Below are 26,996 nucleotides of genomic sequence, written 5' to 3'. Positions count from 1 at the left end.
TCACAGAAGAGGCGTTGATAAACTAGATTTCAACCTGAGTACCCAGCTCGATCACCCGGTTTGGCGGGATCTCAAACTGGTCGGGGGCGCGTAGCGCGTTACGCTGCAACAGCAGGAACAGCTTGCCGCGCAGGCGCAGATACCAGGGGCGTTTACCGATAATCAGCGACTCGTGGGACATAAAAAACGACGTCTCCATCATCCGGCAGCTCAGCCCTTCCAGACCACAGCGATGGAAGACTTCTTCCACGTTCGGCGTTTCGCGCCAGCCGTAACTGGCCACCACGCGCCAGAAAGTGGGCGATAGCTGTTCGATGGCCACGCGGCGTACATTGTGTACGTAAGGCGCATCTTCAGTACGCAGGGTTAGCAGGATCACGCGCTCATGCAGCACCTTGTTGTGCTTGAGGTTATGCAGCATCGCGAATGGAATAACGTTCAACGCCCTGGACATGTACACCGCCGTACCCGGTACGCGTACCGGCGGGGATTTTTCCAGCGAGGCGATCATCGCTTCCAGAGAATTGCCGTGTTCATGCATCCGGCGCAGCAGGCGAAAGCGCTCGCTTTTCCAGGTGGTCATGATGATAAACATCACCAGGCCTAACGTCAGCGGCAGCCAGCCGCCGGACAGCAGTTTTGACAGGTTGGCGGAAAACAGCGACACGTCAATACACATAAACCCGACGAACATCACCCCGAGCAGGATTTTGCTCCAGTGCCAGTTTTTATTGGCGACGGTGGTGAACAGAATCGACGTTAACACCATAGTGCCGGTTACCGCGATACCGTATGCCGCCGCCAGGTTACTGGAGTGTTCAAAGCTGACAATCACAATCACTACCGCGAAATAGAGCATCCAGTTAATGGCAGGGATGTAGATCTGCCCGGATTCCATTTCCGAGGTGTGAATAATGCGCATCGGTGAAAGATAGCCCAGACGCACGGCCTGGCGCGTCAGGGAGAATACGCCGGAGATCACCGCCTGCGAGGCAATAACCGTCGCCAGCGTGGCGAGAATCAACAGCGGGATCAGCGCCCAATCGGGTGCCAGTAAAAAGAACGGGTTCTTAATCGCTTCCGGCGTTTTCAGCAACAACGCCCCCTGGCCAAAGTAGTTCAGCACCAGCGAAGGCAGCACCACGCTAAACCATGCAATGCGGATCGGCAGTTTGCCGAAGTGGCCCATGTCGGCGTACAGCGCTTCAACGCCGGTAATCGACAGCACCACCGCCCCCAGCGCGAAGAAAGACACGGCCTTATATTCCACGAAGAAATGCACCGCCCATATCGGGTTTAACGCGTGCAGCACTTCCGGGTTGGCGATGATACTGCGCACACCCAGTACCGCCAGAATCAAAAACCAGGCCAGCATAATCGGCGCAAACAGTTTGCCCACCATCCCGGTGCCATGCTTTTGGATCATAAACAGCAGCGTCAGGACAATAATCGACAGCGGCACAATATAGGGATCAAGGGATGGCGCGGCGATCTCCAGACCTTCGATGGCCGACATTACCGAAATGGCCGGGGTGATCACCACCTCGCCATAAAAGAAGCTGCCGCCAATCAGGCCCAGAATAACCAACCAGGATGTTGCTTTGGCTGACGTATTGCGCCCTGCCAGCGACATTAGCGTCAAAATCCCACCTTCGCCGGCGTTGTCGGCGCGCATCACGAAGGTCAGATATTTAATGGAAACGACTACAATCAGCAGCCAAAAGATCAGGGAGAGGAAACCAAATACGGCGTCCCGCTCTACGCCAAAACCAAACTGGCCAGAAAGACATTCTCTTAACGTATAAAGTGGGCTGGTCCCGATATCGCCGTACACCACCCCGATTGCCGCAAGCGTTATCGCCGGCAGCGGTTGCTTATTATCAGCGCTCATAGACTAATCTTTTGGTTAGAAAACAGATGTGTGCTTAGTCCCTTGGCCCACAAAAAGCGCACAGTATGCACGATTAACGGCAAAATCGTACCCCTAAATAGAATCCAGCCTGTCCATGTCAAAAAAATAACCCTAAACTTCGTGCGCTTTTTTGACGATAAACGGGGCTTGTCTCGTGACTAAAACTGCAGGTATATAATTGCATGATAAGCCGTTTCCCCAGGGTAAGGACGCAAACTAATTATGGCTCAACCCCATTTGTTGGCTGAAAGAATTTCAAGGCTCGCCTCCGCGCTGGAAAAAGGACTTTTCGAACGCAGCCACGCCATCCGTCTTTGCCTGCTGGCGGCGTTAAGCGGCGAGAGCGTCTTTCTGTTAGGCCCGCCAGGCATCGCTAAAAGCCTGATCGCCCGCCGCCTGAAATTCGCTTTCGTCCACGCCCGCGCCTTTGAATATCTGATGACCCGCTTTTCCACGCCTGAAGAGGTGTTCGGCCCGCTGTCCATCCAGGCGCTGAAGGATGAAGGACGTTATGAGCGGCTAACCCAGGGCTATCTCCCTGAAGCGGAAATCGTGTTTCTTGATGAAATCTGGAAAGCCGGGCCCGCCATCCTGAACACGCTGCTCACCGCCATTAACGAACGGCGCTTTCGCAACGGGGCGTTCGAAGAAAAAATTCCCATGCGCCTGCTGGTGGCGGCCTCCAACGAACTGCCGGATGCGGATAACAGCCTGGAAGCGTTGTACGACCGGATGTTAATCCGGCTGTGGCTGGATAAAGTCCAGGACAAAGGTAATTTCCGCTCAATGCTGATAAGCCAGCAGGACGAGAATGAAAACCCGGTGCCCGCCGCGCTGCAAATCAGTGATGACGAATTTAATCAGTGGCAAAAAGAGATCGGCAATGTCGCGCTGCCAGACGACGTCTTCGAGTTAATCTTTCTGCTGCGCCAGCAGCTGGAAAACCAGCCGCATGCGCCTTATGTCTCGGACCGGCGCTGGAAAAAAGCCATTCATCTGTTGCAGGCCTGCGCATTCTTTAGCGGCCGTCACGCCGTGGCCCCCATCGACCTGATTTTACTCAAAGACTGCCTGTGGCATGACGCCGCCGCCCGCAATCTGATGCAGCAGCAAATGGAAATTTTGATGACCGGGCACGCCTGGCAGCAGCAGGCGATGCTGACAAAGCTTGGCGCTATTCAACAGCGTAGGATGCAGCTGGAGCAGCAAAAGAGCGACCAGAATGCCTTTACCGTGGTGAAACAGGGCGGGATGTTCAGCCGCCGCCCGCAATACCATCTGCCGGAAAGCTTGCAGGCGCCGGAACTGACGCTGCTGTTGCAAAAACCGCTTAAGCTTCATGATATGGAAGTTATTCACGTCACCCTCAATCGTGAACAGCTCGACCAGTGGCTGCAAAAAGGCGGGGAGATCCGCGGCAAACTCAACGGTATCGGCTTTGCGCAGATCCTCAATCTGGACGTAGACAACAGCCAGCATTTGCAGATCCGCGATGTCAGCCTGCAGGCCAGCCGCTTGTCATTGCCCGGCGCGCTGGCGGAAGGTATTCCGGCGGAAATTAAGCAGCAGATAGACGATCTGGATAACGAATGGCATCAGCAGCACAGCCGCTTCAGCGATCAGCAAAAATGTTTGTTTATCCAGCCCGACTGGCTGGGACGGATTGAGGCCAGCTTACAGGACGTCGGCGCGCAGATTAAACAGGCGCGTCAATGATTACCCTGGATACGTTAAACACGATTCTGGCTATCAGCGAAGGGGAATTAATTGAAGAACTGATTATCGCGCTGCTGGCTTCGCCGCAGCTGGCGGTGTTCTTTGAAAAGTACCCGAAATTAAAGAAAGCGCTTCATGAAGATATCCCGCGCTGGCGAGAGCAGTTAAAAAACCGGCTTCACGATGTGCCCGTGCCGGTTGAACTGGCGCAGGAAGTGCAGTGCTACCAACAAAGCCAACTGCTCTCTACCTCGCAACTGCTGGTCCAGCTACCGCAAATATTGTCCCGTCTGGAACAGCTTAACTCGCCGTTTGCCGCTCAGGCGGCGCAGCTCACCCAGGGCAGCCCCACGTTTACTCCCGCACTGCATACTTTATTTTTGCAGCGCTGGCGGTTAAGCCTGGTGGTGCAGGCCACTACCCTGAATCAGCAATTGCTGGAAGACGAGCGCGAGCAACTGTTAAGCGAAGTGCAGGAGCGCATGACACTCAGCGGCCAGTTGGAAAAGGTGCTGGTGGAAAACGATCACGCGGCGGGCCGGCTGTGGGACATGAGTGCCGGACAACTGAAGCGCGGCGACTATCAGCTGATCGTGAAATACGGGGATTTTCTCGCCAGCCAGCCGGAGCTGGAAAAGCTCGCGGCGCAGTTGGGGCGTTCCAGGGAGGCCAAATCCGTCCCAAAGAAGGATTCTCCGATGGAGACCTTCCGCACCCTGGTGCGCGAGCCGGCGACGGTGCCGGAGCAGGTGGAAGGTCTTCACCGCAGCGACGATATCCTGCGCCTGTTACCCCCTGAGCTTGCCACGCTGGGCATTACTGAACTGGAATATGAGTTTTACCGGCGGCTGGTGGAGCATGAGCTACTGACCTACCGGCTGCAGGGCGAAGCCTGGCGGGAGCGGGTCATCGAGCGCCCGGTCACCCATCAGGACGTAGACGAACAGCCGCGCGGCCCGTTTATCGTCTGCGTGGATACCTCCGGCTCCATGGGCGGCTTTAATGAACAGTGCGCCAAAGCGTTTTGCCTGGCGCTGATGCGCATTGCCCTGGCCGACAGCCGACGCTGCTTTATTATGCTTTTTTCCACCGAGGTGGTGAGTTACGAGCTCTCCCAGCAGGACGGCATCGAACAGGCCATTCGGTTTTTAAGCCAGCAGTTTCGCGGCGGTACGGATATCGCCAGCTGTTTCAGGTCGATTGTTGAAAGGATGCAGAGCAGCGTATGGCAGGATGCGGACGCCGTGGTGATCTCGGATTTTATCGCCCAGCGTCTGCCGGATGAGGTGGTCAGTCAGGTAAAAACGTTGCAGCGGGTGCATCAGCATCGGTTTCATGCCGTGGCGATGTCCGCACACGGTAAACCCGGCATCATGCGGATATTCGATCATATCTGGCGCTTTGATACCGGGATGCGTAGCCGCCTGCTAAGACGCTGGCGGCGTTAAGCCTTACAGCAGCTCGCTGACTTCAGCCTGAACGTGGGCAGGCCATACGCCACATTGTACCTGGCCGATATGCGGCAGTTGCAGCATCAGCATAGTCAAACGCGACTGGCCGATACCGCCGCCGATGGTCTGGGGCATTTCGCCGTTGAGCAGCGACTGGTGCCATTCCAGCGCCAGACGATCCTCATCGCCGGTGATCGCCAACTGGCGTTTCAGCGTATCGGCATCCACGCGGATACCCATTGAAGAGAGTTCAAACGCATCTTCCAGCACCGGGTTCCACACCAGGATATCGCCGTTCAGGCCGGCAAAACCGCCTTCACTGGACGTTGACCAGTCATCATAATCCGGCGCGCGCACGTCGTGACGTTTACCGTCTGCCAGTTTGCCGCCGATACCAATCAAAAATACTGCACCCAGTTCTTTGGCAATGGCACGCTCACGGCCTTTGGCATCCAGATCCGGGAAGCGCTGTTGCAGGGTTTCGCTGTGAACGAAGTGGATCTGCTCTGGCAGGAACGGCGTTAAGCCAAACTGCTCGCTTACCGCAGATTCGGTGGCTTTCATGGCAGACCAGATGGCTTCTACGGTCTGCTTCAGGGTGCCGAGATGACGTTCGCCATCGCCCATTACGCGTTCCCAGTCCCACTGATCCACATACACCGAGTGGATAGGCGACAGGCGATCTTCGTCCGGACGCAGCGCTTTCATATGGGTATACAGCCCTTCACCGGCGCTGAAGTCGTGCTGGCCGAGCGTTTTGCGTTTCCACTTCGCCAGGGAGTGCACCACTTCAAACTGCGCGTCCGGCAGGTTTTTCACCCGTACCTGAACGGCTTTCTCGCAGCCGGATAAGTTATCCTGAGTCCCGTCGCCGATGCGGCTCAGGATCGGTGCCTGAACTTCAATCAGGCCCAATTTTTCTTCGAGCTGGCGAGAGAAATGGGACTTCACGAAACTAATCTGACGCTGTTTTGCGATGTAAGCCGTTTTCATTATGTTTACTCCTGTCTGTCTGATAGCAAACATTTAGCAATAAAAAGGTTACTCAATTCAATAATCATCAATAAAAAAGGCCGAACGGTTTTTAATTCGTTAATTAAAGCGCCATAATGAAGGCGAATCGTCATTATCCATAAGGAAAACATATGGAAAATTATCAGATCGACAATCTGGATCGCGGCATCCTTGAGGCCTTAATGGCCAATGCGCGTACCGCTTATGCCGAACTGGCGAAACAATTCGGCGTGAGCCCGGGAACTATTCACGTGCGCGTAGAGAAAATGAAGCAGGCGGGGATTATCACCGGCGCGCGTATTGATATCAGCCCAAAGCAGCTGGGTTATGACGTGTGCTGCTTTATCGGCATCATCCTGAAAAGCGCCAAAGACTACCCTTCCGCGCTGGCGAGACTGGAAAGCCTGGACGAGGTGACCGAGGCGTATTACACCACCGGTCACTACAGCATCTTTATAAAAGTGATGTGTCGATCCATTGATGCGTTGCAGCAGGTACTTATCAACAAGATCCAAACAATTGATGAAATTCAGTCCACTGAGACGCTGATTTCCCTGCAAAACCCGATCATGCGGACGATCAAGCCGTAAAAAGATCTCTATTTATCAAAAACTTTACTCATCAAACTCACCGATCGTCGGCCTGTTTTCTAAAAGTCTGCGATCGGGCCGCTTGCTGCTATACCCATATTATCCACAGGTAGATCCCAACCCTCACACAGCGTACAATACGCGACGTTTTACAAAAGGTGGACGATCATGGCAGAGATTACCCTTATTAGCGGCAGCACCCTGGGCAGCGCGGAATACGTTGCCGAACATCTGGCGGAAAAGCTGGAAGAAGCGGGGTTCACCACCGATACCCAACATGGCCCGCTGCTTGACGACGTCAAGACTGACGGGGTTTGGCTGATTGTCACCTCGACGCACGGTGCGGGTGATGTACCGGATAATCTGGAACCTTTCTATACCGCAATAAAGGAACAGCGGCCCGATCTCAGCCAGCTGCGTTATGGCGCAGTGGGCATTGGCAGCCGTGAGTACGACACCTTTTGCGGGGCGATTGATAAAATCGACACGCTGCTGACCGAATGTGGGGCCAAACGTATTGGCGATCTGCTGAAGATCAACGTTCACGATCATGAAATTCCGGAGGATCCGGCGGAAATTTGGCTGGGATCCTGGAAAAATTTACTCTGATTGCTGAAAAGATCGCCGGTTGATTTGTGGATAAGTCTGCTCATAAGCTTGGATCAACCGGTAGTTATCCAAAGCATAACCCTGAGGGCTTGCTAGCCCTGTGTATAAACACCCATTCTGCACCCAGCTAATACCGCGTGGGATCACCGATCGTTCACAGCTAATGATCCCACCTAATGCATTGATCTTGATTGGCGATCGTCGGTTATCCACAGATATCGGCGATCCTAATAAGAGATCACAGTAAAACAGATCTCTAAATAAAAAGATCTTCTTTTAATTACCAACGATCCTGACGCTTTCTCGAAAGGCTAAACTTGAGTAGAATCCACGCCCCGGGATCGAAAACCCATTTGCCACACCACGAGGTTTATCCACCATGTTTTATCCGGATCCTTTCGACGTCATTATCATTGGCGGGGGTCATGCAGGTACTGAGGCCGCGATGGCCGCAGCCCGTATGGGTCAACAGACCCTACTTTTGACACACAATATCGACACGCTGGGGCAAATGAGCTGCAACCCGGCCATCGGCGGTATTGGTAAAGGACATTTGGTTAAGGAAGTGGATGCCCTCGGTGGCCTGATGGCGACCGCGATCGACAAAGCCGGTATTCAGTTTAGGATACTAAACGCCAGCAAAGGCCCTGCCGTTCGCGCGACGCGTGCCCAGGCAGACCGCGTGCTGTATCGCCAGGCAGTGCGTACCGCACTGGAAAACCAACCGAACCTGATGATCTTCCAGCAAGCAGTAGAAGATCTGATTGTGGAAAACGATCGCGTCGTCGGCGCAGTGACCCAAATGGGCCTCAAGTTCCGCGCCAAAGCGGTGGTGCTGACTGTCGGGACTTTCCTGGACGGCAAGATCCATATCGGGCTGGATAACTACAGCGGTGGCCGCGCAGGCGATCCGCCGTCGATTTCCCTGTCACGCCGTCTGCGGGAACTGCCGCTGCGCGTGAACCGCCTGAAAACCGGCACGCCGCCGCGTATTGACGCCCGCACCATCGATTTCAGCGTACTGGCGCAACAGCATGGCGATACGCCGCTGCCGGTGTTCTCGTTTATGGGCGACGTAAGCCAGCATCCGCAACAGGTGCCGTGCTATATCACCTACACCAACGAAAAAACCCATGACGTGATCCGCTCGAACCTCGATCGCAGCCCGATGTATGCCGGGGTGATCGAAGGCATCGGCCCGCGCTACTGCCCGTCCATCGAAGATAAAGTGATGCGCTTTGCCGATCGCAACCAGCATCAGATCTTCCTTGAGCCGGAAGGCCTCACGTCGAACGAAATTTACCCGAACGGAATTTCCACCAGCCTGCCGTTTGATGTGCAGATGCAAATCGTGCGCTCAATGCAGGGGATGGAGAACGCCAAAATTGTCCGTCCGGGTTATGCCATTGAGTACGATTTCTTTGACCCGCGCGATTTAAAACCGACGCTGGAAAGCAAATATATCCAGGGCCTGTTCTTTGCCGGGCAAATCAACGGCACCACCGGTTACGAAGAAGCCGCTGCGCAGGGGCTGCTGGCTGGCCTGAACGCCGGTCGTTTCTCTGCGGAGAAAGAGGGCTGGGCGCCGCGTCGCGATCAGGCTTACCTTGGGGTGTTGGTGGACGATCTGTGCACGCTGGGCACCAAAGAACCGTACCGCATGTTTACCTCCCGTGCCGAATACCGCCTGATGCTGCGCGAAGACAATGCGGATCTGCGTCTGACCGAAGCGGGCCGCGAACTGGGGCTGGTGGATGACGCCCGCTGGGCGCGCTTTAACCAGAAGCGTGAAAATATTGAACTGGAACGCCAGCGCCTGCGCGGCATCTGGATGGCGCCGTCGTCGCAAGGCGTACAGGACGTCAACGCCCAGCTGGCCTCGCCGTTATCCCGCGAAGCCAGCGGCGAAGATCTGCTGCGCCGCCCGGAAATGACTTACCAGCAGCTGGTGAACCTGACTCCGTTCGCGCCGGGCCTGGATGACGCTCAGGCCGCCGAGCAGGTGGAAATCCAGGTCAAATACGAAGGGTATATCGCCCGTCAGCAGGATGAGATCGAGAAACAGCAGCGCAATGAAAACACGCTGCTGCCCGCGACCCTGGATTACCGCCAGGTTTCCGGCCTGTCGAACGAAGTGATCGCCAAACTCAACGATCATAAACCGTCGTCAATTGGCCAGGCGTCGCGTATTTCAGGCATCACGCCTGCCGCCATCTCCATTTTGCTGGTATGGCTTAAAAAACAGGGTTTACTGCGCCGCAGCGCGTAACCGGACGTTAAATTCGGGCCAGCCTTAGGCTGGCCCTTTTCATGGATATCGTTGTGCTGAATAACTTAACGCGTCTGCTGGACGCCGCCGCCATCACGCTGACCGACCATCAAAAACAGCAGCTGCTGGCCTATGTCGGCATGCTGGATAAGTGGAACAAAGCCTATAACCTGACTTCCGTGCGCGATCCGGCACAGATGCTGGTGCGCCATATTCTCGACAGCATCGTCGTTGCCCCGTATCTGGAAGGCTCCCGGTTTATCGATGTGGGCACAGGACCTGGCCTGCCGGGCATCCCGCTGTCAATCGTCTGCCCGGATAAGCATTTCACCCTGCTGGATAGCCTGGGAAAACGCGTGCGTTTTCTGCGTCAGGTGCAGCATGAGCTGAAGCTGGAGAATATTGCGCCGGTGCAGAGCCGGGTTGAAGATTTCCCGGCGGAACCGCCTTTTGATGGCGTGATTAGCCGCGCGTTTGCCTCGCTGACCGATATGGTGAACTGGTGCCAGCATCTGCCTGCGCCGCAGGGGCGCTTTTATGCGCTGAAAGGCTTACGTCCTGATGATGAGATCGCGGCGCTGCCAGCCGGATTTGAGGTGGAAAAGGTCGTCGCGCTGAACGTGCCGGGGCTTGAAGGCGAACGTCATTTGGTTATGATTAAACCAAACAAATTTTAATAATTGTAAAAAATAGTAGAAAAAGTGCGATTAAGAAAGTGTTAAACGCCGCCTGTCATTCTTGTCCTGAATGACAGGAAATTTAACGCTTTTTTTACCAGAGCGTTGAGCAGGGCAGGGGAGAGACGGTTAAATTCGTTTTAAAATAATCAACCCTGAAAATATCAGCCTGCTAAAAATCCTTTTGATGGCGCATCGGGGTTTGTTAAAACCTGGGTTGATATGTCAATGAAAGGTTTTGATGGTGTATGGACTGATTTTAAAAAAATACCGGATAATACTATTAATTTTCAATAAGATGCATTTTTGGGTTTCAACTCTGATGCAGAATATTTGTTGGTTTAATTGTTTATTGTGTGATCTCCTGCACGCTTTAGAACACGGCCTTTGCGGATATTCCGCTTTTTTAGCGAACATAGCGCGTTTAATGAAAAGTTTAAAAATGCGCGTGCCGAAATTTATTTAAACATTTATTCACCTTTTCGCTACTTATTGTTTGAAATCACGAGGCCGCACCGTATAATTTGACCGCTTTTTGATGCTTGACTCTGAGCCTTAAAGAACGTTTTATACGACACGCGACATACCTCTTAGGGAGCAGGAGTAAACGTGATGTTTGTGTCGCTCTTTAGTGTCAATGTGGCTCGCAAGCTTCTGTTCATTCAGTTACTGGCAATAATGGCGATGGGATTGCTGTTTTGCTTCAAAGACCCCAGTTGGGGCGCGTCCGCCGTCGGCGGGGGCCTGGCAGTGTGGCTGCCAAACGCATTGTTTATGATTTTTGCCTGGCGTCACCAGGCGCAAACACCCGCTAAAGGCCGTGTGGCCTGGTCGTTCGCCGTCGGCGAAGTGTTTAAGGTGCTTGCGACCTTCGCGCTTTTGGTGGTGGCGTTAGCGTACTTCCACGCGGTATTTTTGCCGCTGATAGTGACGTGGGTTTCGGTGCTGGTTGTGCAGATACTGGCACCAGCTGTAATCAACAACAAAGGGTAAGAGGCATCATGTCTGCAGGAGAACTCTCTTCACCACAGGAGTACATTGGTCACCATCTGAATAACCTTCAGCTTGACCTGCGTACTTTCTCACTGGTGGATCCGCAAAACCCCCCGGCTACCTTCTGGACGCTCAACATCGACTCTATGTTCTTCTCGGTGGCTCTGGGTCTGTTGTTCCTGGTTCTGTTCCGTAAAGTGGCCAAACAGGCAACCAGCGGCGTGCCGGGTAAATTCCAGACAGCGGTCGAGCTGATTGTCGGTTTCGTACATGGAAGTGTTAAAGACATGTACCACGGCAAGAGCAAAGTTATCGCTCCGCTGGCCCTGACGATTTTCGTCTGGGTATTCCTGATGAACCTGATGGATTTGCTGCCAATCGACCTGATTCCGTACATCGCTGAGCATGTACTGGGTCTGCCGGCTATGCGCGTGGTGCCGTCTGCTGACGTGAATATCACCCTGTCCATGGCGCTTGGCGTGTTTATCCTGATTCTGTTCTACAGCATCAAAATGAAAGGCATTGGCGGCTTCGCTAAAGAGCTGACGCTACAGCCGTTCAATCACTGGGCATTCATTCCTGTCAACTTAATCCTTGAAGGGGTGAGCCTGCTGTCCAAACCGGTTTCTCTCGGTCTGCGACTGTTCGGCAACATGTATGCCGGTGAGCTGATTTTCATTCTGATTGCTGGTCTGTTGCCGTGGTGGTCGCAGTGGTTGTTGAATGTGCCCTGGGCCATTTTCCACATCCTGATCATTACGCTGCAAGCCTTCATTTTCATGGTTCTGACGATTGTCTATCTGTCGATGGCATCTGAAGAGCATTGATTTTTTACACAACACTACTGCGTTTTAACTGAAACAAACTGGAGACTGTCATGGAAAACCTGAATATGGATCTGCTGTACATGGCTGCCGCTGTGATGATGGGTCTTGCGGCAATCGGTGCTGCGATCGGTATCGGCATCCTCGGGGGTAAATTTCTGGAAGGCGCCGCGCGTCAGCCTGATCTGATTCCTCTGCTGCGTACTCAGTTCTTTATCGTAATGGGTCTGGTGGACGCAATCCCGATGATCGCTGTAGGTCTGGGTCTGTACGTGATGTTTGCTGTCGCGTAGTAAGCGTTGCTTTACTTGTTAAGTAAATTAAGCAATATCAGAACGTTAACTAGATAAGAGGCATTGTGCTGTGAATCTTAACGCAACAATCCTCGGCCAGGCCATCGCGTTTGTCCTGTTCGTTCTGTTCTGCATGAAGTATGTATGGCCGCCAATTATGGCTGCCATCGAAAAACGTCAAAAAGAAATTGCTGACGGTCTTGCTTCTGCTGAACGAGCTAAAAAGGATTTGGACCTTGCACAGGCCAATGCGACCGACCAGCTGAAAAAAGCGAAAGCTGAAGCTCAGGTAATCATCGAGCAGGCGAACAAACGCCGCGCGCAGATCCTGGACGAAGCGAAAGCGGAAGCCGAACAGGAACGTACCAAAATCGTGGCGCAGGCTCAGGCAGAAATCGACGCTGAGCGTAAACGCGCTCGCGAAGAGCTGCGTAAGCAGGTGGCTATGCTGGCCGTTGCTGGCGCCGAGAAGATCATCGAACGTTCCGTGGATGAAGCTGCTAACAGCGACATCGTGGATAAACTTGTCGCTGAACTGTAAGGAGGGAGGGGCTGATGTCTGAATTTGTAACGGTAGCTCGCCCCTACGCCAAAGCAGCTTTTGACTTTGCCGTCGAAAACCAAAGCGTAGACCGTTGGCAGGACATGCTGGCGTTTGCCGCCGAGGTGACTAAAAACGAACAAATGGCAGAGCTTCTCTCTGGCGCGCTGGCGCCGGAAACGCTCGCTGAGTCGTTTATCGCAGTATGTGGTGACCAGCTCGACGTTCACGGCCAGAACCTGATCAAGGTGATGGCTGATAACGGGCGTTTGAAGGTTCTCCCTGATGTTCTTGAGCAATTTATTCGTTTACGTGAGGCCCGCGAGGCCACCGTTGAAGTGGAAGTCACTTCCGCTAATGCGCTTAGCGAAGAACAGCTTGAGAAAATCAGCGTCGCGATGGAAAAACGTCTGTCACGCAAAGTGAAGCTGAATTGCAAAATCGATAAGTCTGTAGTGGCAGGCGTAATCATCCGAGCGGGTGATATGGTCATTGATGGCAGCGTACGCGGCCGTCTTGAACGCCTTGCAGACGTCTTGCAGTCTTAAGGGGACTGGAGCATGCAACTGAATTCCACCGAAATCAGCGAACTGATCAAGCAGCGCATTGCTCAGTTCAGTGTTGTGAGTGAAGCTCACAACGAAGGTACTATTGTTTCTGTAAGTGACGGTGTTATCCGTATCCACGGCCTGGCCGATGTGATGCAGGGCGAGATGATCTCCCTGCCGGGTAACCGTTACGCTATCGCACTGAACCTCGAGCGCGACTCGGTAGGTGCGGTGGTAATGGGTCCGTACGCCGACCTTGCCGAAGGCATGAAGGTGAAGTGTACTGGCCGTATTCTTGAAGTTCCGGTTGGCCGCGGCCTGCTGGGTCGTGTGGTGAACACCCTGGGTGCGCCTATCGACGGTAAAGGTCCGGTTGAGCACGACGGCTTCTCCGCCGTTGAAGCGATTGCACCGGGCGTTATCGAACGTCAATCCGTAGACCAGCCTGTACAGACCGGTTATAAGTCCGTTGACGCCATGATCCCAATCGGTCGTGGTCAGCGTGAACTGATCATCGGCGACCGTCAGACCGGTAAAACCGCGCTGGCTATCGACGCCATCATCAACCAGCGTGATTCCGGCATCAAATGCGTTTACGTTGCGATCGGACAGAAAGCGTCCACTATCGCCAACGTGGTGCGTAAGCTGGAAGAGCACGGCGCACTGTCTAACACCATCGTGGTGGTAGCAACCGCGTCTGAATCCGCTGCACTGCAATACCTGGCGCCGTATGCCGGTTGCGCAATGGGTGAATACTTCCGCGACCGCGGCGAAGATGCGCTGATCATTTATGACGACCTGTCCAAACAGGCTGTTGCTTACCGTCAGATCTCCCTGCTGCTGCGCCGTCCGCCTGGACGTGAAGCATTCCCGGGCGACGTATTCTACCTCCACTCTCGTCTGCTGGAGCGCGCATCCCGTGTTAACGCGGAATACGTTGAAGCCTTCACCAAAGGTGAAGTGATAGGTAAAACCGGTTCACTGACTGCACTGCCGATTATCGAAACCCAGGCGGGTGACGTTTCTGCGTTCGTTCCGACCAACGTAATTTCCATTACCGATGGTCAGATCTTCCTGGAAACCAACCTGTTCAACTCCGGTATTCGTCCGGCGGTTAACCCGGGTATTTCTGTATCTCGTGTAGGTGGCGCAGCGCAGACCAAAATCATCAAGAAACTGTCCGGTGGTATTCGTACTGCGCTGGCGCAGTATCGTGAACTGGCGGCGTTCTCCCAGTTCGCTTCCGACCTTGATGATGCAACCCGTAAGCAGCTGAGCCACGGTCAGAAAGTGACCGAGCTTCTGAAACAGAAACAGTATGCGCCGATGTCCGTTGCGCAGCAGGCTCTGGTGCTGTTCGCGGCAGAACGCGGTTACCTCGAAGATGTGGAACTGGCGAAAATCGGTAGCTTCGAAGCCGCTCTGCTGGCTTACGTCGACCGTGATCACGCTCCGCTGATGCAAGAAATCAACCAGACCGGTGGCTATAACGATGAGATCGAAGGCAAGCTGAAAGGCATCCTCGACTCTTTCAAAGCAACCCAGTCCTGGTAACGTCTGGCGGCTTGTCTTAGGGCAGGCCGCAAGGCATTGAGGAGAAGCTCATGGCCGGCGCAAAAGAGATACGTAGTAAGATCGCAAGCGTCCAGAACACGCAGAAGATCACTAAAGCGATGGAGATGGTCGCCGCTTCCAAAATGCGTAAATCGCAGGAAAGAATGGCTGCCAGCCGTCCTTACGCAGATACCATGCGCAAAGTGATTGGTCACCTTGCTCACGGTAATCTGGAATATAAGCACCCTTACCTGGAAGAACGCGACGTTAAGCGCGTGGGCTACCTGGTGGTGTCGACGGACCGTGGTCTGTGCGGTGGCTTGAACATTAACCTGTTCAAGAAACTGCTGGCGGAAATGAAAGCATGGTCAGATAAAGGCGTTCAGTGCGATATCGCAATGATCGGCTCGAAAGGCGTGTCGTTCTTTAATTCCGTTGGCGGGAACATCGTGGCTCAGGTGACTGGCATGGGGGATAACCCTTCCCTGTCTGAACTGATCGGCCCGGTAAAAGTGATGTTGCAGGCCTATGATGAAGGGCGTCTGGACAAGCTTTACATCGTCAATAACAAATTTATCAATACCATGTCTCAGGTTCCGACCATCACGCAGCTGCTGCCATTGCCAGCGGATGATGATGAGGAATTAAAACGCAAGTCCTGGGATTACCTGTACGAACCCGATCCGAAAGCGCTGCTGGATACCCTCCTGCGTCGTTATGTGGAATCTCAGGTTTATCAGGGCGTGGTAGAAAACCTGGCCAGCGAGCAGGCCGCACGTATGGTGGCGATGAAAGCCGCTACCGACAATGGCGGCAGCCTGATTAAAGAGCTGCAGTTGGTATACAACAAAGCTCGTCAGGCCAGCATTACTCAGGAACTCACCGAAATCGTCGGTGGTGCATCCGCGGTATAACCAGGTTAATTCGTAGAGGATTCAAGATGGCTACTGGAAAAATTGTCCAGGTAATCGGCGCCGTAGTTGACGTCGAATTCCCTCAGGATGCCGTACCGCGCGTGTACGATGCTCTTGAGGTGCAAAATGGTGATGAGCGTCTGGTGCTGGAAGTGCAGCAGCAGCTCGGCGGCGGTATCGTGCGTACCATCGCGATGGGTTCTTCCGACGGCCTGCGTCGCGGTCTGACTGTAGCAGACCTCGAGCACCCGATCGAAGTCCCGGTAGGTAAAGCGACCCTGGGCCGTATCATGAACGTGCTGGGTCAGCCGATCGACATGAAAGGCGACATCGGCGAAGAAGAGCGTTGGGCGATCCACCGCGCGGCACCGTCCTATGAAGAGCTGTCCAGCTCTCAGGAACTGCTGGAAACCGGCATCAAAGTTATCGACCTGATGTGTCCGTTCGCTAAGGGCGGTAAAGTCGGTCTGTTCGGTGGTGCGGGCGTAGGTAAAACCGTAAACATGATGGAGCTGATCCGTAACATCGCGATCGAGCACTCCGGTTATTCCGTGTTTGCGGGCGTGGGTGAACGTACTCGTGAGGGTAACGACTTCTACCACGAAATGACCGATTCCAACGTTCTGGATAAAGTATCCCTGGTTTATGGCCAGATGAACGAGCCGCCGGGAAACCGTCTGCGCGTTGCGCTGACCGGCCTGACCATGGCTGAGAAATTCCGTGACGAAGGCCGTGACGTTCTGCTGTTCGTGGATAACATCTACCGTTACACCCTGGCCGGTACCGAAGTATCCGCACTGCTGGGCCGTATGCCTTCTGCGGTAGGTTATCAGCCGACGCTGGCGGAAGAGATGGGCGTTCTGCAGGAACGTATCACCTCCACCAAAACCGGTTCTATCACTTCCGTACAGGCGGTATACGTACCTGCGGATGACTTGACTGACCCGTCACCCGCCACCACCTTTGCGCACCTTGACGCAACCGTGGTACTGAGCCGTCAGATCGCGTCTCTGGGTATCTACCCTGCGGTTGACCCGCTGGACTCCACCAGCCGTCAGCTGGACCCGCTGGTTGTTGGCCAGGAGCACTACGACACCGCGCGTGGCGTACAGTCCATCCTGCAGCGTTACCAGGAACTGAAAGACATCATCGCCATCCTCGGTATGGACGAACTGTCTGAAGAAGACAAACTGGTGGTAGCACGTGCGCGTAAGATCCAGCGCTTCCTGTCCCAGCCGTTCTTCGTGGCAGAAGTGTTTACCGGTTCTCCGGGCAAATACGTATCGCTGAAAGATACTATCCGTGGCTTTAAAGGCATCATGGAAGGCGAATACGATCACCTGCCGGAGCAGGCGTTCTACATGGTTGGCTCCATCGACGAAGCCGTGGAAAAAGCCAAAAAACTTTAACGCCTTAATCGGAGGGTGATATGGCAATGACTTACCACCTGGATGTCGTCAGCGCTGAACAGCAAATGTTCACAGGGCTGGTGGAAAAAATCCAGGTTACGGGTAGTGAAGGTGAACTGGGGATTTACCCGGGCCACGCTCCGCTGCTCACCGCCATTAAGCCTGGTATGATCCGCATCGTGAAGCAGCACGGTCATGAAGAGTTTATTTATCTCTCCGGCGGCATTCTTGAAGTGCAACCGGGCAACGTGACAGTGCTGGCAGATACCGCGATTCGCGGTCAGGATCTCGACGAAGCGCGAGCCCTGGAAGCGAAGCGTAAGGCAGAAGAGCACATTCGTAACTCTCACGGCGACGTGGATTACGCTCAGGCTTCTGCTGAACTGGCTAAAGCGATTGCCAAACTGCGCGTTATCGAGTTAACCAAAAAAGCGATGTAACACCGGCTTGAAAGATAAAATGCCAGTCTGATGACTGGCATTTTTTTTGCCTGCCAGGGCGCGTTTGGCAATGCGATTCTCGATCATCGCTTCATTATCACCTGTTTGGGTGGTTTCCTTCCTGAGAATGCCATTTACAGTAAATCCAACGGGATAATGATTCGCGAGGGGCCGCTATGCCTGGCGATGCGCTAACGCGGTTTATTATCCAGATAATTTATTATAAAAACTAAGTGCTGAATCACCGCTATGGCAATGAAATCGTCGCGTAAAAACATCCCAAAAACCGGAACGTGTTCATTAAATATCCGTTCGGGAAAGCAATATTTACGCTTAACGCGTAATATATCGGCAATCTATTTTACCGCGAAAAATATGTAGAATTTCCAAACGTAAATCGTTTTACTTCACTCACTTTACAGAGACAGGACGCGTATGGCGAACAGTGCGATGAGCGTGGTTATCCTTGCCGCAGGCAAAGGCACCCGCATGTATTCCGATCTTCCAAAAGTGTTGCATTCGCTTGCCGGCAAGCCGATGGTGCAGCATGTCATTGACGCCGCTACCCAGGTTGGCGCCCAGCGCGTGCATCTGGTGTACGGGCATGGCGGCGATCTGCTGAAACAAACCCTGAATAACGATGCCGTAAACTGGGTATTGCAGGCTGAGCAGTTAGGCACCGGCCATGCCATGCAGCAGGCCGCGCCGTTCTTCGCGGATGACGAAGACATTCTGATGCTTTACGGCGACGTACCGCTTATCTCCACCGATACCCTGGCGCGGCTGCGGAATGCCAAACCGCAAGGCGGTATTGGCCTGCTCACGGTTAAACTTGACGATCCGACGGGCTATGGCCGCATCACCCGTGAAAATGGCCAGGTGACGGGTATTGTCGAGCATAAAGACGCCAGCGATGAACAGCGCCTGATTAATGAAATCAATACCGGTATTTTGATTGCCAACGGCGCGGATTTAAAACGCTGGCTGTCGAAACTGACCAACGATAACGCGCAGGGTGAATATTACATCACTGACATTATCGCTCTCGCCTGGCAGGAAGGTCGCGAAATCGCCGCCGTGCATCCCGATCGCTTAAGCGAAGTGGAAGGGGTGAATAACCGTCTACAACTGGCGCGTCTGGAGCGAGTCTATCAGTCTGAGCAGGCGGAAAAACTGCTGCTGGCGGGCGTGATGCTGCGCGATCCGGCGCGTTTCGATCTGCGTGGCGAGTTAACCCACGGGCGCGACGTGGAAATTGATACCAACGTGATCATCGAAGGCAATGTCACCCTGGGCAACCGGGTAAAAATCGCTGCTGGCTGTGTAATAAAAAACAGCGTAATCGGCGATGACTGTGAAATCAGCGCCTACTCTGTAGTAGAAGATTCGCGTCTTGACGCGGCTTGCACCATCGGCCCGTTTGCGCGTTTACGCCCGGGAGCGGAGCTGGAAGAAGGCGCCCATGTCGGCAACTTCGTGGAGATGAAAAAAGCGCGTCTCGGCAAAGGGTCCAAAGCGGGCCATCTCTCCTATTTAGGCGATGCGGATATCGGCGCGAACGTCAATATCGGTGCGGGCACCATCACCTGTAATTACGATGGCGCAAATAAACATAAAACCATTATTGGCGACGATGTGTTTGTCGGTTCCGACACGCAGCTGGTGGCCCCGGTGACGGTGGCGCGTGGCGTGACGATTGGGGCGGGCACCACGGTTACCCGTAATGTTGAAGAAAATGAATTAGTCATCAGCCGCGTGAAGCAGACCCATATTCAGGGCTGGCAGCGTCCGGTGAAGAAAAAATAATTATCCTTGCTGTGAGGCGAGGCCGGGGTGAGAGAAAACCATAATTTCTCCGCCCCAAAAGCAGTACCACAATAATAACCCCACTCTCTACAAGGCTCGGGGCGCTCGAAAAGAGCAACAAAGGTCGACTGACAACCTATGGCATATCGCCATTATCAGGAAACAAAACTATGTGTGGAATTGTTGGCGCAGTCGCGCAGCGTGATATTGCAGAAATCCTTCTCGAAGGATTACGCCGTCTGGAATACCGTGGTTATGACTCTGCGGGGCTTGCGGTAATCAACAGCAGCGGAGAGATGACGCGTTTACGTCGTCTTGGCAAAGTTCAGATGCTGGCGCAAGCCGCACAGGAACAGCCTCTGCATGGCGGTACGGGCATCGCCCATACCCGTTGGGCTACCCACGGCGAGCCGTCGGAAACCAACGCGCACCCACATGTGTCCGATCACATTGTGGTTGTTCATAACGGCATTATTGAAAACCATGAACCGCTACGCGAGCTGTTGCAGGCGCGTGGTTACGAATTTGCTTCCCAGACTGATACCGAAGTGATTGCGCATCTGGTGCACTGGGAGCTGGAGCAGGGCGGCACCTTGCGTGAAGCGGTGCTGCGCGCGATCCCGCAGTTACGCGGCGCATACGGCACCGTTATCGTCGATACCCGCAACCCGGATGTGCTGCTGGCTGCGCGTTCCGGTAGCCCGCTGGTGATTGGCCTTGGCATGGGCGAAAACTTTATCGCTTCCGATCAGCTGGCGCTGCTGCCGGTGACCCGTCGCTTTATCTTCCTGGAAGAGGGCGATATCGCGGAAGTGACTCGCCGCACCGTCACCATCATGGACAAGACTGGCGAAGAAGTGGAACGTCAGGACATCGAATCCAATCTGCAGTATGACGCAGGCGATAAAGGTGTTTACCGCCACTACATGCAGAAAGAGATTTACGAGCAGCCGAACGCCATTAAAAACACCCTGACCGGGCGCATCAGCCACGGTGAAGTGGATTTAAGCGAGCTCGGCCCTCAGGCAAACGATCTGCTCTCTCAGGTTGAGCATATTCAGATCGTCGCCTGCGGGACGTCTTACAACTCCGGTATGGTGTCGCGCTACTGGTTCGAAGCGCTGGCGGGCGTCTCCTGCGATGTGGAAATCGCCTCTGAATTCCGCTATCGCAAATCCGCCGTTCGCCGCAACAGCCTGATGATCACCCTGTCTCAGTCTGGCGAAACCGCCGATACTCTGGCGGCGCTGCGTTTATCTAAAGAGCTGGGCTACCTCGGCTCGCTGGCGGTGTGCAACGTTCCGGGCTCTTCTCTGGTGCGTGAATCCGATCTGGCGCTGATGACCAAAGCCGGTACTGAAATCGGCGTGGCGTCCACCAAAGCGTTTACCACCCAGTTAACTGTGTTGTTGATGCTGGTGGCGAAACTGGCGCGTCTGAAAGGCCTGGATGCGTCTATTGAGCACGACATTGTCCACGGGCTGCAGGCGCTGCCGAGCCGTATCGAGCAGATGCTGTCCCAGGACAAACGTATCGAAGCGCTGGCGGAAGATTTCTCCGACAAGCACCACGCCCTGTTCCTGGGCCGCGGCGATCAGTATCCGATTGCGCTGGAAGGCGCGCTGAAGCTGAAAGAGATCTCTTATATTCATGCTGAAGCCTACGCTGCCGGTGAACTTAAACACGGCCCGCTGGCGCTGATTGACGCCGATATGCCGGTGATTGTGGTGGCACCGAACAACGAACTGCTGGAAAAACTGAAATCCAACATCGAAGAAGTGCGCGCCCGTGGCGGCCAGCTGTACGTCTTCGCCGACCAGGATGCCGGTTTTACCAGCAGCGACAATATGCACATCATTGAGATGCCGCATGTGGAAGAGGTGATTGCGCCAATCTTCTATACCGTTCCGCTACAACTCCTGGCGTACCACGTGGCGCTGATCAAAGGCACCGACGTGGACCAGCCGCGTAACCTGGCAAAATCCGTTACCGTAGAATAATCCCTCAAGCCTCACCGTCATGGTGAGGCTTTTTTTGGCTGTTTTTCACACAAAAAATCCCCGGTTTTTTTATGACAATCGGCTATCCCGAACTACCTTTTATCTTGTCACAAAAATAAAATTTTACTGCAATGCGGGTGTCATAATTTTGTCTATCCCTTTGATAATTATTTTGTTTTAGGCTCTTACTTTCGCGGGATTTTCGCTGTCATAAAACTGTCATAATTCGTACATTTAACTGTCACCAAAGTGTCCTATTTTGCTCATCGTAGCCACTAAACAACGAATTACGATCCAGCAGGAGACATTATGAAAGTTATGCGTACCACTGTCGCAACTGTTGTCGCCGCGACCTTATCGATGAGCGCTTTTGCCGTTAATGCTGCGGCGAGCCTGACTGGCGCCGGTGCAACCTTCCCTGCGCCGGTGTATGCCAAATGGGCAGATACCTACCAGAAGTCCACGGGCAGCAAAGTGAACTATCAGGGTATCGGCTCCTCCGGCGGCGTTAAGCAAATCATCGCCAATACCGTTGATTTTGGTGCCTCTGATGCGCCGCTGAGCGACGAAAAGCTTCAGCAGGAAGGCCTGTTCCAGTTTCCGACCGTGATTGGCGGCGTGGTGCTGGCGGTGAATCTTCAGGGCGTGAAATCCGGCGAACTGGTGCTGGATGGTAAAACCCTGGGTGATATCTACCTGGGTAAAATCAAAAAATGGGATGACGAAGCGATCGCTAAGCTCAACCCTGGCCTGAAACTGCCGTCTCAGAACATCGCCGTAGTGCGTCGCGCTGATGGTTCCGGTACTTCCTTCGTGTTCACCAGCTACCTGGCAAAAGTGAACGAAGAGTGGAAATCCAAAGTCGGCTCTGGCTCTACCGTTAACTGGCCGACCGGTCTGGGCGGTAAAGGCAACGACGGCATCGCCGCGTTCGTACAGCGTCTGCCGGGCTCTATCGGCTATGTGGAATACGCTTACGCTAAGCAGAACAACCTGGCGTACACCAAACTGGTTTCTGCTGACGGCAAACCGGTCAGCCCGACCGAAGAGAGCTTCTCTAACGCCGCAAAAGGCGCGGACTGGAGCAAATCCTTCGCTCAGGACCTGACTAACCAGAAAGGTGACGAGGCGTGGCCGATTACCTCCACGACTTTCATCCTGGTGCACAAAGAGCAGAAGAAACCGGAACAGGGCGCTGAAGTGCTGAAGTTCTTCGACTGGGCATTTAAAGATGGCGCTAAACAGGCCAATGACCTGGATTACGCCAGCCTGCCGGACAGCGTGGTTGAGCAGATTCGTGCGGCATGGAAAACCAATGTGAAAGACAGCAGCGGTAAAGCGTTGTACTGATTTGCCCCTGAGCCGCCGGGAAGAAATTTTCCGGCGGACGCATAACGGGTAATGGCAATACCCTGAAAACTGGCGATAATGCCGGTTTTCAGGGTTCTGACTAAAGAGTGAATTATGGCTGCCACTAAGCCTGCATTTACCCCTCCGGGGAAAAACGGTGACATGATATTCAGCGCGCTGGTAAAACTGGCTGCGCTGATTGTGCTATTGCTGATGGGCGGCATTATCGTGTCCCTGGTCATCTCCTCATGGCCAAGCATTCAAAAATTCGGCTTCTCCTTCCTGTGGACCAAAGAGTGGGATGCGCCGAATGACATCTACGGCGCGTTAGTGCCGATCTACGGAACCCTGGTGACCTCGTTTATCGCCCTGCTGATTGCGGTGCCGGTGAGCTTTGGTATCGCCCTGTTCCTGACCGAGCTGGCCCCGAACTGGCTGAAGCGCCCGCTGGGTATTGCGATTGAGTTGCTGGCGGCTATCCCGAGTATCGTTTACGGCATGTGGGGCCTGTTTATTTTCGCCCCGCTGTTCGCCACCTGGTTCCAGGAGCCGGTGGGCAATGTGCTCTCCACGATTCCGTTCGTGGGCGCGCTGTTCTCCGGCCCGGCGTTCGGTATCGGTATTCTGGCCGCAGGCGTTATCCTCGCCATTATGATCATTCCGTACATTGCCGCGGTAATGCGTGATGTGTTTGAGCAAACGCCGGTGATGATGAAAGAGTCGGCTTACGGGATCGGCTGCACCACCTGGGAAGTGATCTGGCGCATTGTGCTGCCGTTCACTAAAAACGGCGTGATTGGAGGCGTGATGCTCGGGCTGGGCCGCGCGCTGGGGGAAACCATGGCGGTGACCTTTATTATCGGCAACACCTACCAGCTCGACAGCGCCTCGCTGTATATGCCGGGCAACAGTATTACCTCCGCGCTGGCCAACGAATTCGCCGAAGCGGAATCTGGCCTGCACGTGGCAGCGTTAATGGAACTGGGCCTGATCCTGTTCGTGATTACCTTTATCGTGCTGGCGATTTCTAAAGTGATGATTATGCGTCTGGCGAAAAACGAGGGGGCACGCTAATGGCGACCATCGAATTAACCTCCTCTCAGGAGCTGGCGGAATCACGCCGCAAAATGCAGGCGCGCCGCCGGACTAAAAACCGCATCGCACTGACGCTGTCGATGGCCACCATGGCGTTCGGCCTGTTCTGGCTGATCTGGATTTTAGTCTCGACGATCACCCGCGGCTTTGACGGGATGTCGCTGGCGCTGTTTACCGAAATGACCCCGCCGCCGAACACGGCGGGCGGCGGTCTGGCGAACGCCCTGGCGGGCAGTGGATTACTGATCCTGTGGGCGACCGTTTTCGGTACGCCGTTGGGCATCATGGCGGGTATTTATCTGGCTGAATATGGCCGTAAATCCTGGCTCGCCGAAGTGATTCGCTTTATTAACGATATCCTGCTTTCCGCGCCGTCGATTGTGGTCGGCCTGTTTGTTTACACCATCGTGGTGGCGCAGATGGAGCACTTCTCCGGTTGGGCAGGGGTGATCGCACTGGCGCTGCTGCAAATTCCTATTGTTATCCGCACCTCCGAGAACATGCTGAAGCTGGTGCCGGATAGCCTGCGTGAAGCGGCTTATGCGCTGGGTACGCCGAAGTGGAAGATGATTTCCGCGATAACCCTGAAAGCCTCGGTCTCCGGGATTATCACCGGCGTTCTGCTGGCGGTGGCGCGTATTGCGGGGGAAACGGCTCCGCTGCTGTTTACCGCGCTGTCCAACCAGTTCTGGAGCACCGATATGATGCAGCCAATCGCCAACCTGCCGGTGACCATCTTTAAATTCGCCATGAGCCCGTTTGCCGAATGGCAACAGCTGGCCTGGGCCGGGGTACTGATTATTACCCTCTGCGTCCTGTTACTGAACATCCTTGCGCGCGTACTGTTCGCGAAGAGCAAACACGGTTAATTATTGCGGCGCGGCGGATGCGGCGTCGATGAGGAAAAGAAGACGATGAGTATGGTTGAACACACCCCCGGTAAAATTCAGGTTCGTGATTTGAACTTCTATTACGGGAAATTCCATGCCCTGAAAAATATCAGTCTGGATATCGCCAAAAACGAAGTGACGGCATTTATCGGCCCGTCCGGCTGCGGCAAATCCACACTGCTGCGTACCTTCAACAAAATGTTCGCGCTTTACCCGGAGCAGCGCGCGGAAGGCGAGATCCTGCTGGATGGCGAAAACATTCTGAACCACTCCCAGGATATAGCGCTGCTGCGCGCCAAAGTTGGGATGGTTTTCCAGAAGCCGACGCCGTTCCCGATGTCGATTTATGACAATATCGCCTTCGGCGTGCGTCTGTTTGAAAAGCTGTCGCGCAGCGATATGGACGAGCGCGTGCAGTGGGCTTTGACCAAAGCCGCATTATGGAATGAAACCAAGGATAAATTGCACCAGAGTGGGTACTCTCTCTCGGGTGGCCAGCAGCAGCGTCTGTGCATCGCACGCGGTATTGCCATCCGCCCGGAAGTCCTGCTGCTGGATGAACCCTGTTCGGCGCTCGACCCGATCTCCACTGGCCGTATTGAAGAGCTGATCACCGAGCTGAAGCAGGATTACACCGTGGTTATCGTGACGCACAACATGCAGCAGGCGGCGCGTTGTTCTGACCATACTGCGTTTATGTATCTTGGCGAATTGATCGAGTTCAGCAACACGGATGACATCTTTACCAAGCCGAAGATGAAGCAAACGGAAGATTACATTACTGGCCGCTACGGTTGATGGGGAGTTAACCATGGACAATCTGAATCTCAATAAACATATTTCCGGTCAGTTTAATGCGGAGCTGGAACATATCCGCACCCAGGTGATGACAATGGGTGGGCTGGTGGAACAGCAGCTCTCTGATGCGATTACCGCCATGCACAACCAGGATGGCGAGCTGGCGCAGCGCGTCATTGAGGGTGACCAGCAGGTCAACATGATGGAAGTGGCCATTGATGAAGCCTGCGTGCGCATCATCGCCAAACGCCAGCCTACCGCCAGCGATTTGCGCCTGGTGATGGCGATCATCAAGACTATTGCCGAGCTGGAACGTATTGGCGATGTGGCGGATAAAATCTGCCGTACTGCGCTTGAGAAATTCTCCCAGCAGCACCAGCCGCTGCTGGTAAGCCTGGAATCCCTGGGCCGCCACACCGTGCAGATGCTGCACGACGTGCTGGACGCGTTCGCCCGTATGGATCTGGACGAAGCGGTGCGTATTTACCGCGAAGATAAAAAAGTGGACCAGGAGTATGAGGGCATCGTGCGCCAGTTGATGACCTATATGATGGAAGATTCGCGCACCATTCCAAGCGTGCTAACCGCCCTGTTCTGCGCCCGTTCAATCGAGCGTATCGGCGACCGCTGCCAGAATATTTGCGAGTATATTTTTTACTTCGTGAAGGGCCAGGATTTCCGCCACGTCGGTGGAGATGAACTGGACAAACTGCTGGCGGGCAAAGACCCGAAAGAGTAAAGGCTATAGGGGAAAAGGTATTCAGACTGGGACGTTGAATACCTTTTTATTTTCACGAATGGATTATCTTTTTAACGTAACCTCTCCATCCTCCTGAAGATCAATCTGGAATTCTTTCCTGAATCTTAAACTGTCCGATGCCAGGGGGTTAAATGCTTCGGCTAATACTGAGTACACACCCGGTTTCCATTTAATATCCGGTGCATCAAGGCATTGATTTGGCTTTATAGTGCTCAGGATTTTTTGTTCAGGCGTAGCGGAAAAAAACTCCCAGTCTTTTATCCCCTTTCTATATATTGCCATTCCCTTATACTCCAGATTATTGTGATTTTTTTCTATGTCTGATGGTAAAGAGAAACAGACATTGTTTTTAATAATAGAAACGTTTAATTCATAATAGTAAGGCCTTTCCAGATGGCATCCACTCAAAAACGATACAAATGTTAAGCATAGAAATTTCTTCATGGTAGATTCCCTCTGTAAGCAGGGTCGATCAGGAAACGGCGCGTAGTCCATTCATAGCACTTCAGTAAATCAGGCCCCTTGCTGTATACCTCGAAAGAA

General features: G+C 53.9%; 26 protein-coding genes. 23 read left to right on the top strand and 3 right to left on the bottom strand.

Translation table 11 applies throughout. The features are described 5' to 3' along the window. Window positions 1–22: 22 nt before the first annotated feature. Window positions 23–1,891, bottom strand: coding sequence for a low affinity potassium transporter Kup (gene kup / locus FHW74_RS12500; RefSeq protein WP_183170728.1), 1,869 nt, complete (start codon window positions 1,889–1,891; stop codon window positions 23–25). Window positions 1,892–2,134: 243 nt separating this feature from the next. Between kup and ravA the strand changes: the two genes are divergently transcribed. After that, window positions 2,135–3,628, top strand: coding sequence for an ATPase RavA (ravA, locus tag FHW74_RS12495; RefSeq protein WP_183170727.1), 1,494 nt, complete (start codon window positions 2,135–2,137; stop codon window positions 3,626–3,628). Further along, a complete protein-coding gene (gene viaA, locus FHW74_RS12490) occupies window positions 3,625–5,076 on the top strand; it encodes an ATPase RavA stimulator ViaA (RefSeq protein WP_183170726.1) in 1,452 nt (483 codons plus the stop codon). Before ravA ends, viaA begins: the two co-directional genes overlap by 4 nt. Before the next feature lie 3 nt (window positions 5,077–5,079). Here the strand turns inward: viaA and asnA are convergent, their stop codons facing one another. After that, window positions 5,080–6,072: an aspartate--ammonia ligase gene (gene asnA, locus FHW74_RS12485; RefSeq protein ID WP_183170725.1), complete on the bottom strand. Its 993-nt coding sequence runs from the start codon at window positions 6,070–6,072 to the stop codon at window positions 5,080–5,082. Between the two features lie 152 nt (window positions 6,073–6,224). On the opposite strand from asnA, the gene asnC reads away from it, so the two are divergent. From asnC to phoU, 21 genes are all read left to right on the top strand, one after another. Continuing rightward, entirely contained in the window at window positions 6,225–6,683 is a 459-nt protein-coding gene (gene asnC / locus FHW74_RS12480) for a transcriptional regulator AsnC (RefSeq protein WP_125292920.1), read from the top strand. A gap of 168 nt (window positions 6,684–6,851) precedes the next feature. Then, window positions 6,852–7,292 carry an FMN-binding protein MioC gene (gene mioC, locus FHW74_RS12475; RefSeq protein WP_183170724.1) on the top strand — a complete coding sequence of 147 codons (441 nt, stop codon included), beginning with the start codon at window positions 6,852–6,854 and terminating at the stop codon, window positions 7,290–7,292. A 379-nt stretch (window positions 7,293–7,671) separates the two neighbouring features. Continuing rightward, a complete protein-coding gene (gene mnmG / locus FHW74_RS12470) occupies window positions 7,672–9,561 on the top strand; it encodes a tRNA uridine-5-carboxymethylaminomethyl(34) synthesis enzyme MnmG (RefSeq protein ID WP_183170723.1) in 1,890 nt (629 codons plus the stop codon). A 53-nt stretch (window positions 9,562–9,614) separates the two neighbouring features. Continuing rightward, complete coding sequence (rsmG, locus tag FHW74_RS12465) at window positions 9,615–10,238, top strand: 16S rRNA (guanine(527)-N(7))-methyltransferase RsmG (RefSeq protein ID WP_183170750.1); 624 nt, start codon at window positions 9,615–9,617, stop codon at window positions 10,236–10,238. 612 nt (window positions 10,239–10,850) lie between these two features. Then, window positions 10,851–11,231, top strand: coding sequence for a F0F1 ATP synthase subunit I (gene atpI, locus FHW74_RS12460; RefSeq protein WP_125292948.1), 381 nt, complete (start codon window positions 10,851–10,853; stop codon window positions 11,229–11,231). Between the two features lie 8 nt (window positions 11,232–11,239). Beyond that, window positions 11,240–12,058: a F0F1 ATP synthase subunit A gene (gene atpB, locus FHW74_RS12455; protein ID WP_183170722.1), complete on the top strand. Its 819-nt coding sequence runs from the start codon at window positions 11,240–11,242 to the stop codon at window positions 12,056–12,058. Between the two features lie 50 nt (window positions 12,059–12,108). Then, window positions 12,109–12,348 (top strand): F0F1 ATP synthase subunit C, encoded by a 240-nt coding sequence (atpE, locus tag FHW74_RS12450; protein ID WP_000429386.1) that lies wholly within the window; start codon window positions 12,109–12,111, stop codon window positions 12,346–12,348. A gap of 70 nt (window positions 12,349–12,418) precedes the next feature. Then, the gene (gene atpF / locus FHW74_RS12445) at window positions 12,419–12,889 is read left to right on the top strand and encodes a F0F1 ATP synthase subunit B (RefSeq protein WP_002435552.1); all 471 of its coding nucleotides are present in this window, start codon (window positions 12,419–12,421) and stop codon (window positions 12,887–12,889) included. A 14-nt stretch (window positions 12,890–12,903) separates the two neighbouring features. After that, window positions 12,904–13,437, top strand: coding sequence for a F0F1 ATP synthase subunit delta (gene atpH / locus FHW74_RS12440; RefSeq protein ID WP_183170721.1), 534 nt, complete (start codon window positions 12,904–12,906; stop codon window positions 13,435–13,437). A 12-nt stretch (window positions 13,438–13,449) separates the two neighbouring features. Continuing rightward, window positions 13,450–14,991: a F0F1 ATP synthase subunit alpha gene (gene atpA, locus FHW74_RS12435; RefSeq protein ID WP_183170720.1), complete on the top strand. Its 1,542-nt coding sequence runs from the start codon at window positions 13,450–13,452 to the stop codon at window positions 14,989–14,991. A gap of 50 nt (window positions 14,992–15,041) precedes the next feature. Further along, a complete protein-coding gene (gene atpG, locus FHW74_RS12430; RefSeq protein WP_002435549.1) occupies window positions 15,042–15,905 on the top strand; it encodes a F0F1 ATP synthase subunit gamma in 864 nt (287 codons plus the stop codon). A gap of 26 nt (window positions 15,906–15,931) precedes the next feature. Further along, window positions 15,932–17,314, top strand: coding sequence for a F0F1 ATP synthase subunit beta (gene atpD / locus FHW74_RS12425; protein WP_125292913.1), 1,383 nt, complete (start codon window positions 15,932–15,934; stop codon window positions 17,312–17,314). 20 nt (window positions 17,315–17,334) lie between these two features. After that, window positions 17,335–17,754: a F0F1 ATP synthase subunit epsilon gene (locus FHW74_RS12420; protein WP_043866215.1), complete on the top strand. Its 420-nt coding sequence runs from the start codon at window positions 17,335–17,337 to the stop codon at window positions 17,752–17,754. Window positions 17,755–17,784: 30 nt separating this feature from the next. Then, window positions 17,785–17,949: a hypothetical protein gene (locus tag FHW74_RS12415; protein ID WP_183170719.1), complete on the top strand. Its 165-nt coding sequence runs from the start codon at window positions 17,785–17,787 to the stop codon at window positions 17,947–17,949. A 240-nt stretch (window positions 17,950–18,189) separates the two neighbouring features. After that, window positions 18,190–19,560: a bifunctional UDP-N-acetylglucosamine diphosphorylase/glucosamine-1-phosphate N-acetyltransferase GlmU gene (gene glmU, locus FHW74_RS12410; RefSeq protein WP_183170718.1), complete on the top strand. Its 1,371-nt coding sequence runs from the start codon at window positions 18,190–18,192 to the stop codon at window positions 19,558–19,560. 170 nt (window positions 19,561–19,730) lie between these two features. After that, a complete protein-coding gene (gene glmS / locus FHW74_RS12405) occupies window positions 19,731–21,560 on the top strand; it encodes a glutamine--fructose-6-phosphate transaminase (isomerizing) (RefSeq protein ID WP_183170717.1) in 1,830 nt (609 codons plus the stop codon). A 309-nt stretch (window positions 21,561–21,869) separates the two neighbouring features. Continuing rightward, the gene (gene pstS / locus FHW74_RS12400; protein WP_183170716.1) at window positions 21,870–22,910 is read left to right on the top strand and encodes a phosphate ABC transporter substrate-binding protein PstS; all 1,041 of its coding nucleotides are present in this window, start codon (window positions 21,870–21,872) and stop codon (window positions 22,908–22,910) included. A 114-nt stretch (window positions 22,911–23,024) separates the two neighbouring features. Further along, window positions 23,025–23,984 carry a phosphate ABC transporter permease PstC gene (gene pstC / locus FHW74_RS12395; protein WP_183170715.1) on the top strand — a complete coding sequence of 320 codons (960 nt, stop codon included), beginning with the start codon at window positions 23,025–23,027 and terminating at the stop codon, window positions 23,982–23,984. Beyond that, a complete protein-coding gene (pstA, locus tag FHW74_RS12390; protein ID WP_183170714.1) occupies window positions 23,984–24,874 on the top strand; it encodes a phosphate ABC transporter permease PstA in 891 nt (296 codons plus the stop codon). Before pstC ends, pstA begins: the two co-directional genes overlap by 1 nt. A gap of 45 nt (window positions 24,875–24,919) precedes the next feature. Continuing rightward, window positions 24,920–25,693 (top strand): phosphate ABC transporter ATP-binding protein PstB, encoded by a 774-nt coding sequence (pstB, locus tag FHW74_RS12385; protein WP_183170713.1) that lies wholly within the window; start codon window positions 24,920–24,922, stop codon window positions 25,691–25,693. 13 nt (window positions 25,694–25,706) lie between these two features. Then, on the top strand, window positions 25,707–26,432 hold the full coding sequence (gene phoU / locus FHW74_RS12380; protein ID WP_183170712.1) for a phosphate signaling complex protein PhoU: 726 nt from the start codon (window positions 25,707–25,709) through the stop codon (window positions 26,430–26,432). A gap of 63 nt (window positions 26,433–26,495) precedes the next feature. Here the strand turns inward: phoU and FHW74_RS12375 are convergent, their stop codons facing one another. Further along, a complete protein-coding gene (locus tag FHW74_RS12375) occupies window positions 26,496–26,897 on the bottom strand; it encodes a putative T6SS immunity periplasmic lipoprotein (protein ID WP_183170711.1) in 402 nt (133 codons plus the stop codon). Between the last annotated feature and the right edge of the window lie 99 nt (window positions 26,898–26,996).

Origin of the sequence: Atlantibacter sp. RC6 (assembly GCF_014193285.1) — a bacterium.
GTDB lineage: Bacteria > Pseudomonadota > Gammaproteobacteria > Enterobacterales > Enterobacteriaceae > Atlantibacter.
Note: the sequence above shows the minus strand (reverse complement) of the source record. Positions and strands in the feature narration are given on the sequence as shown.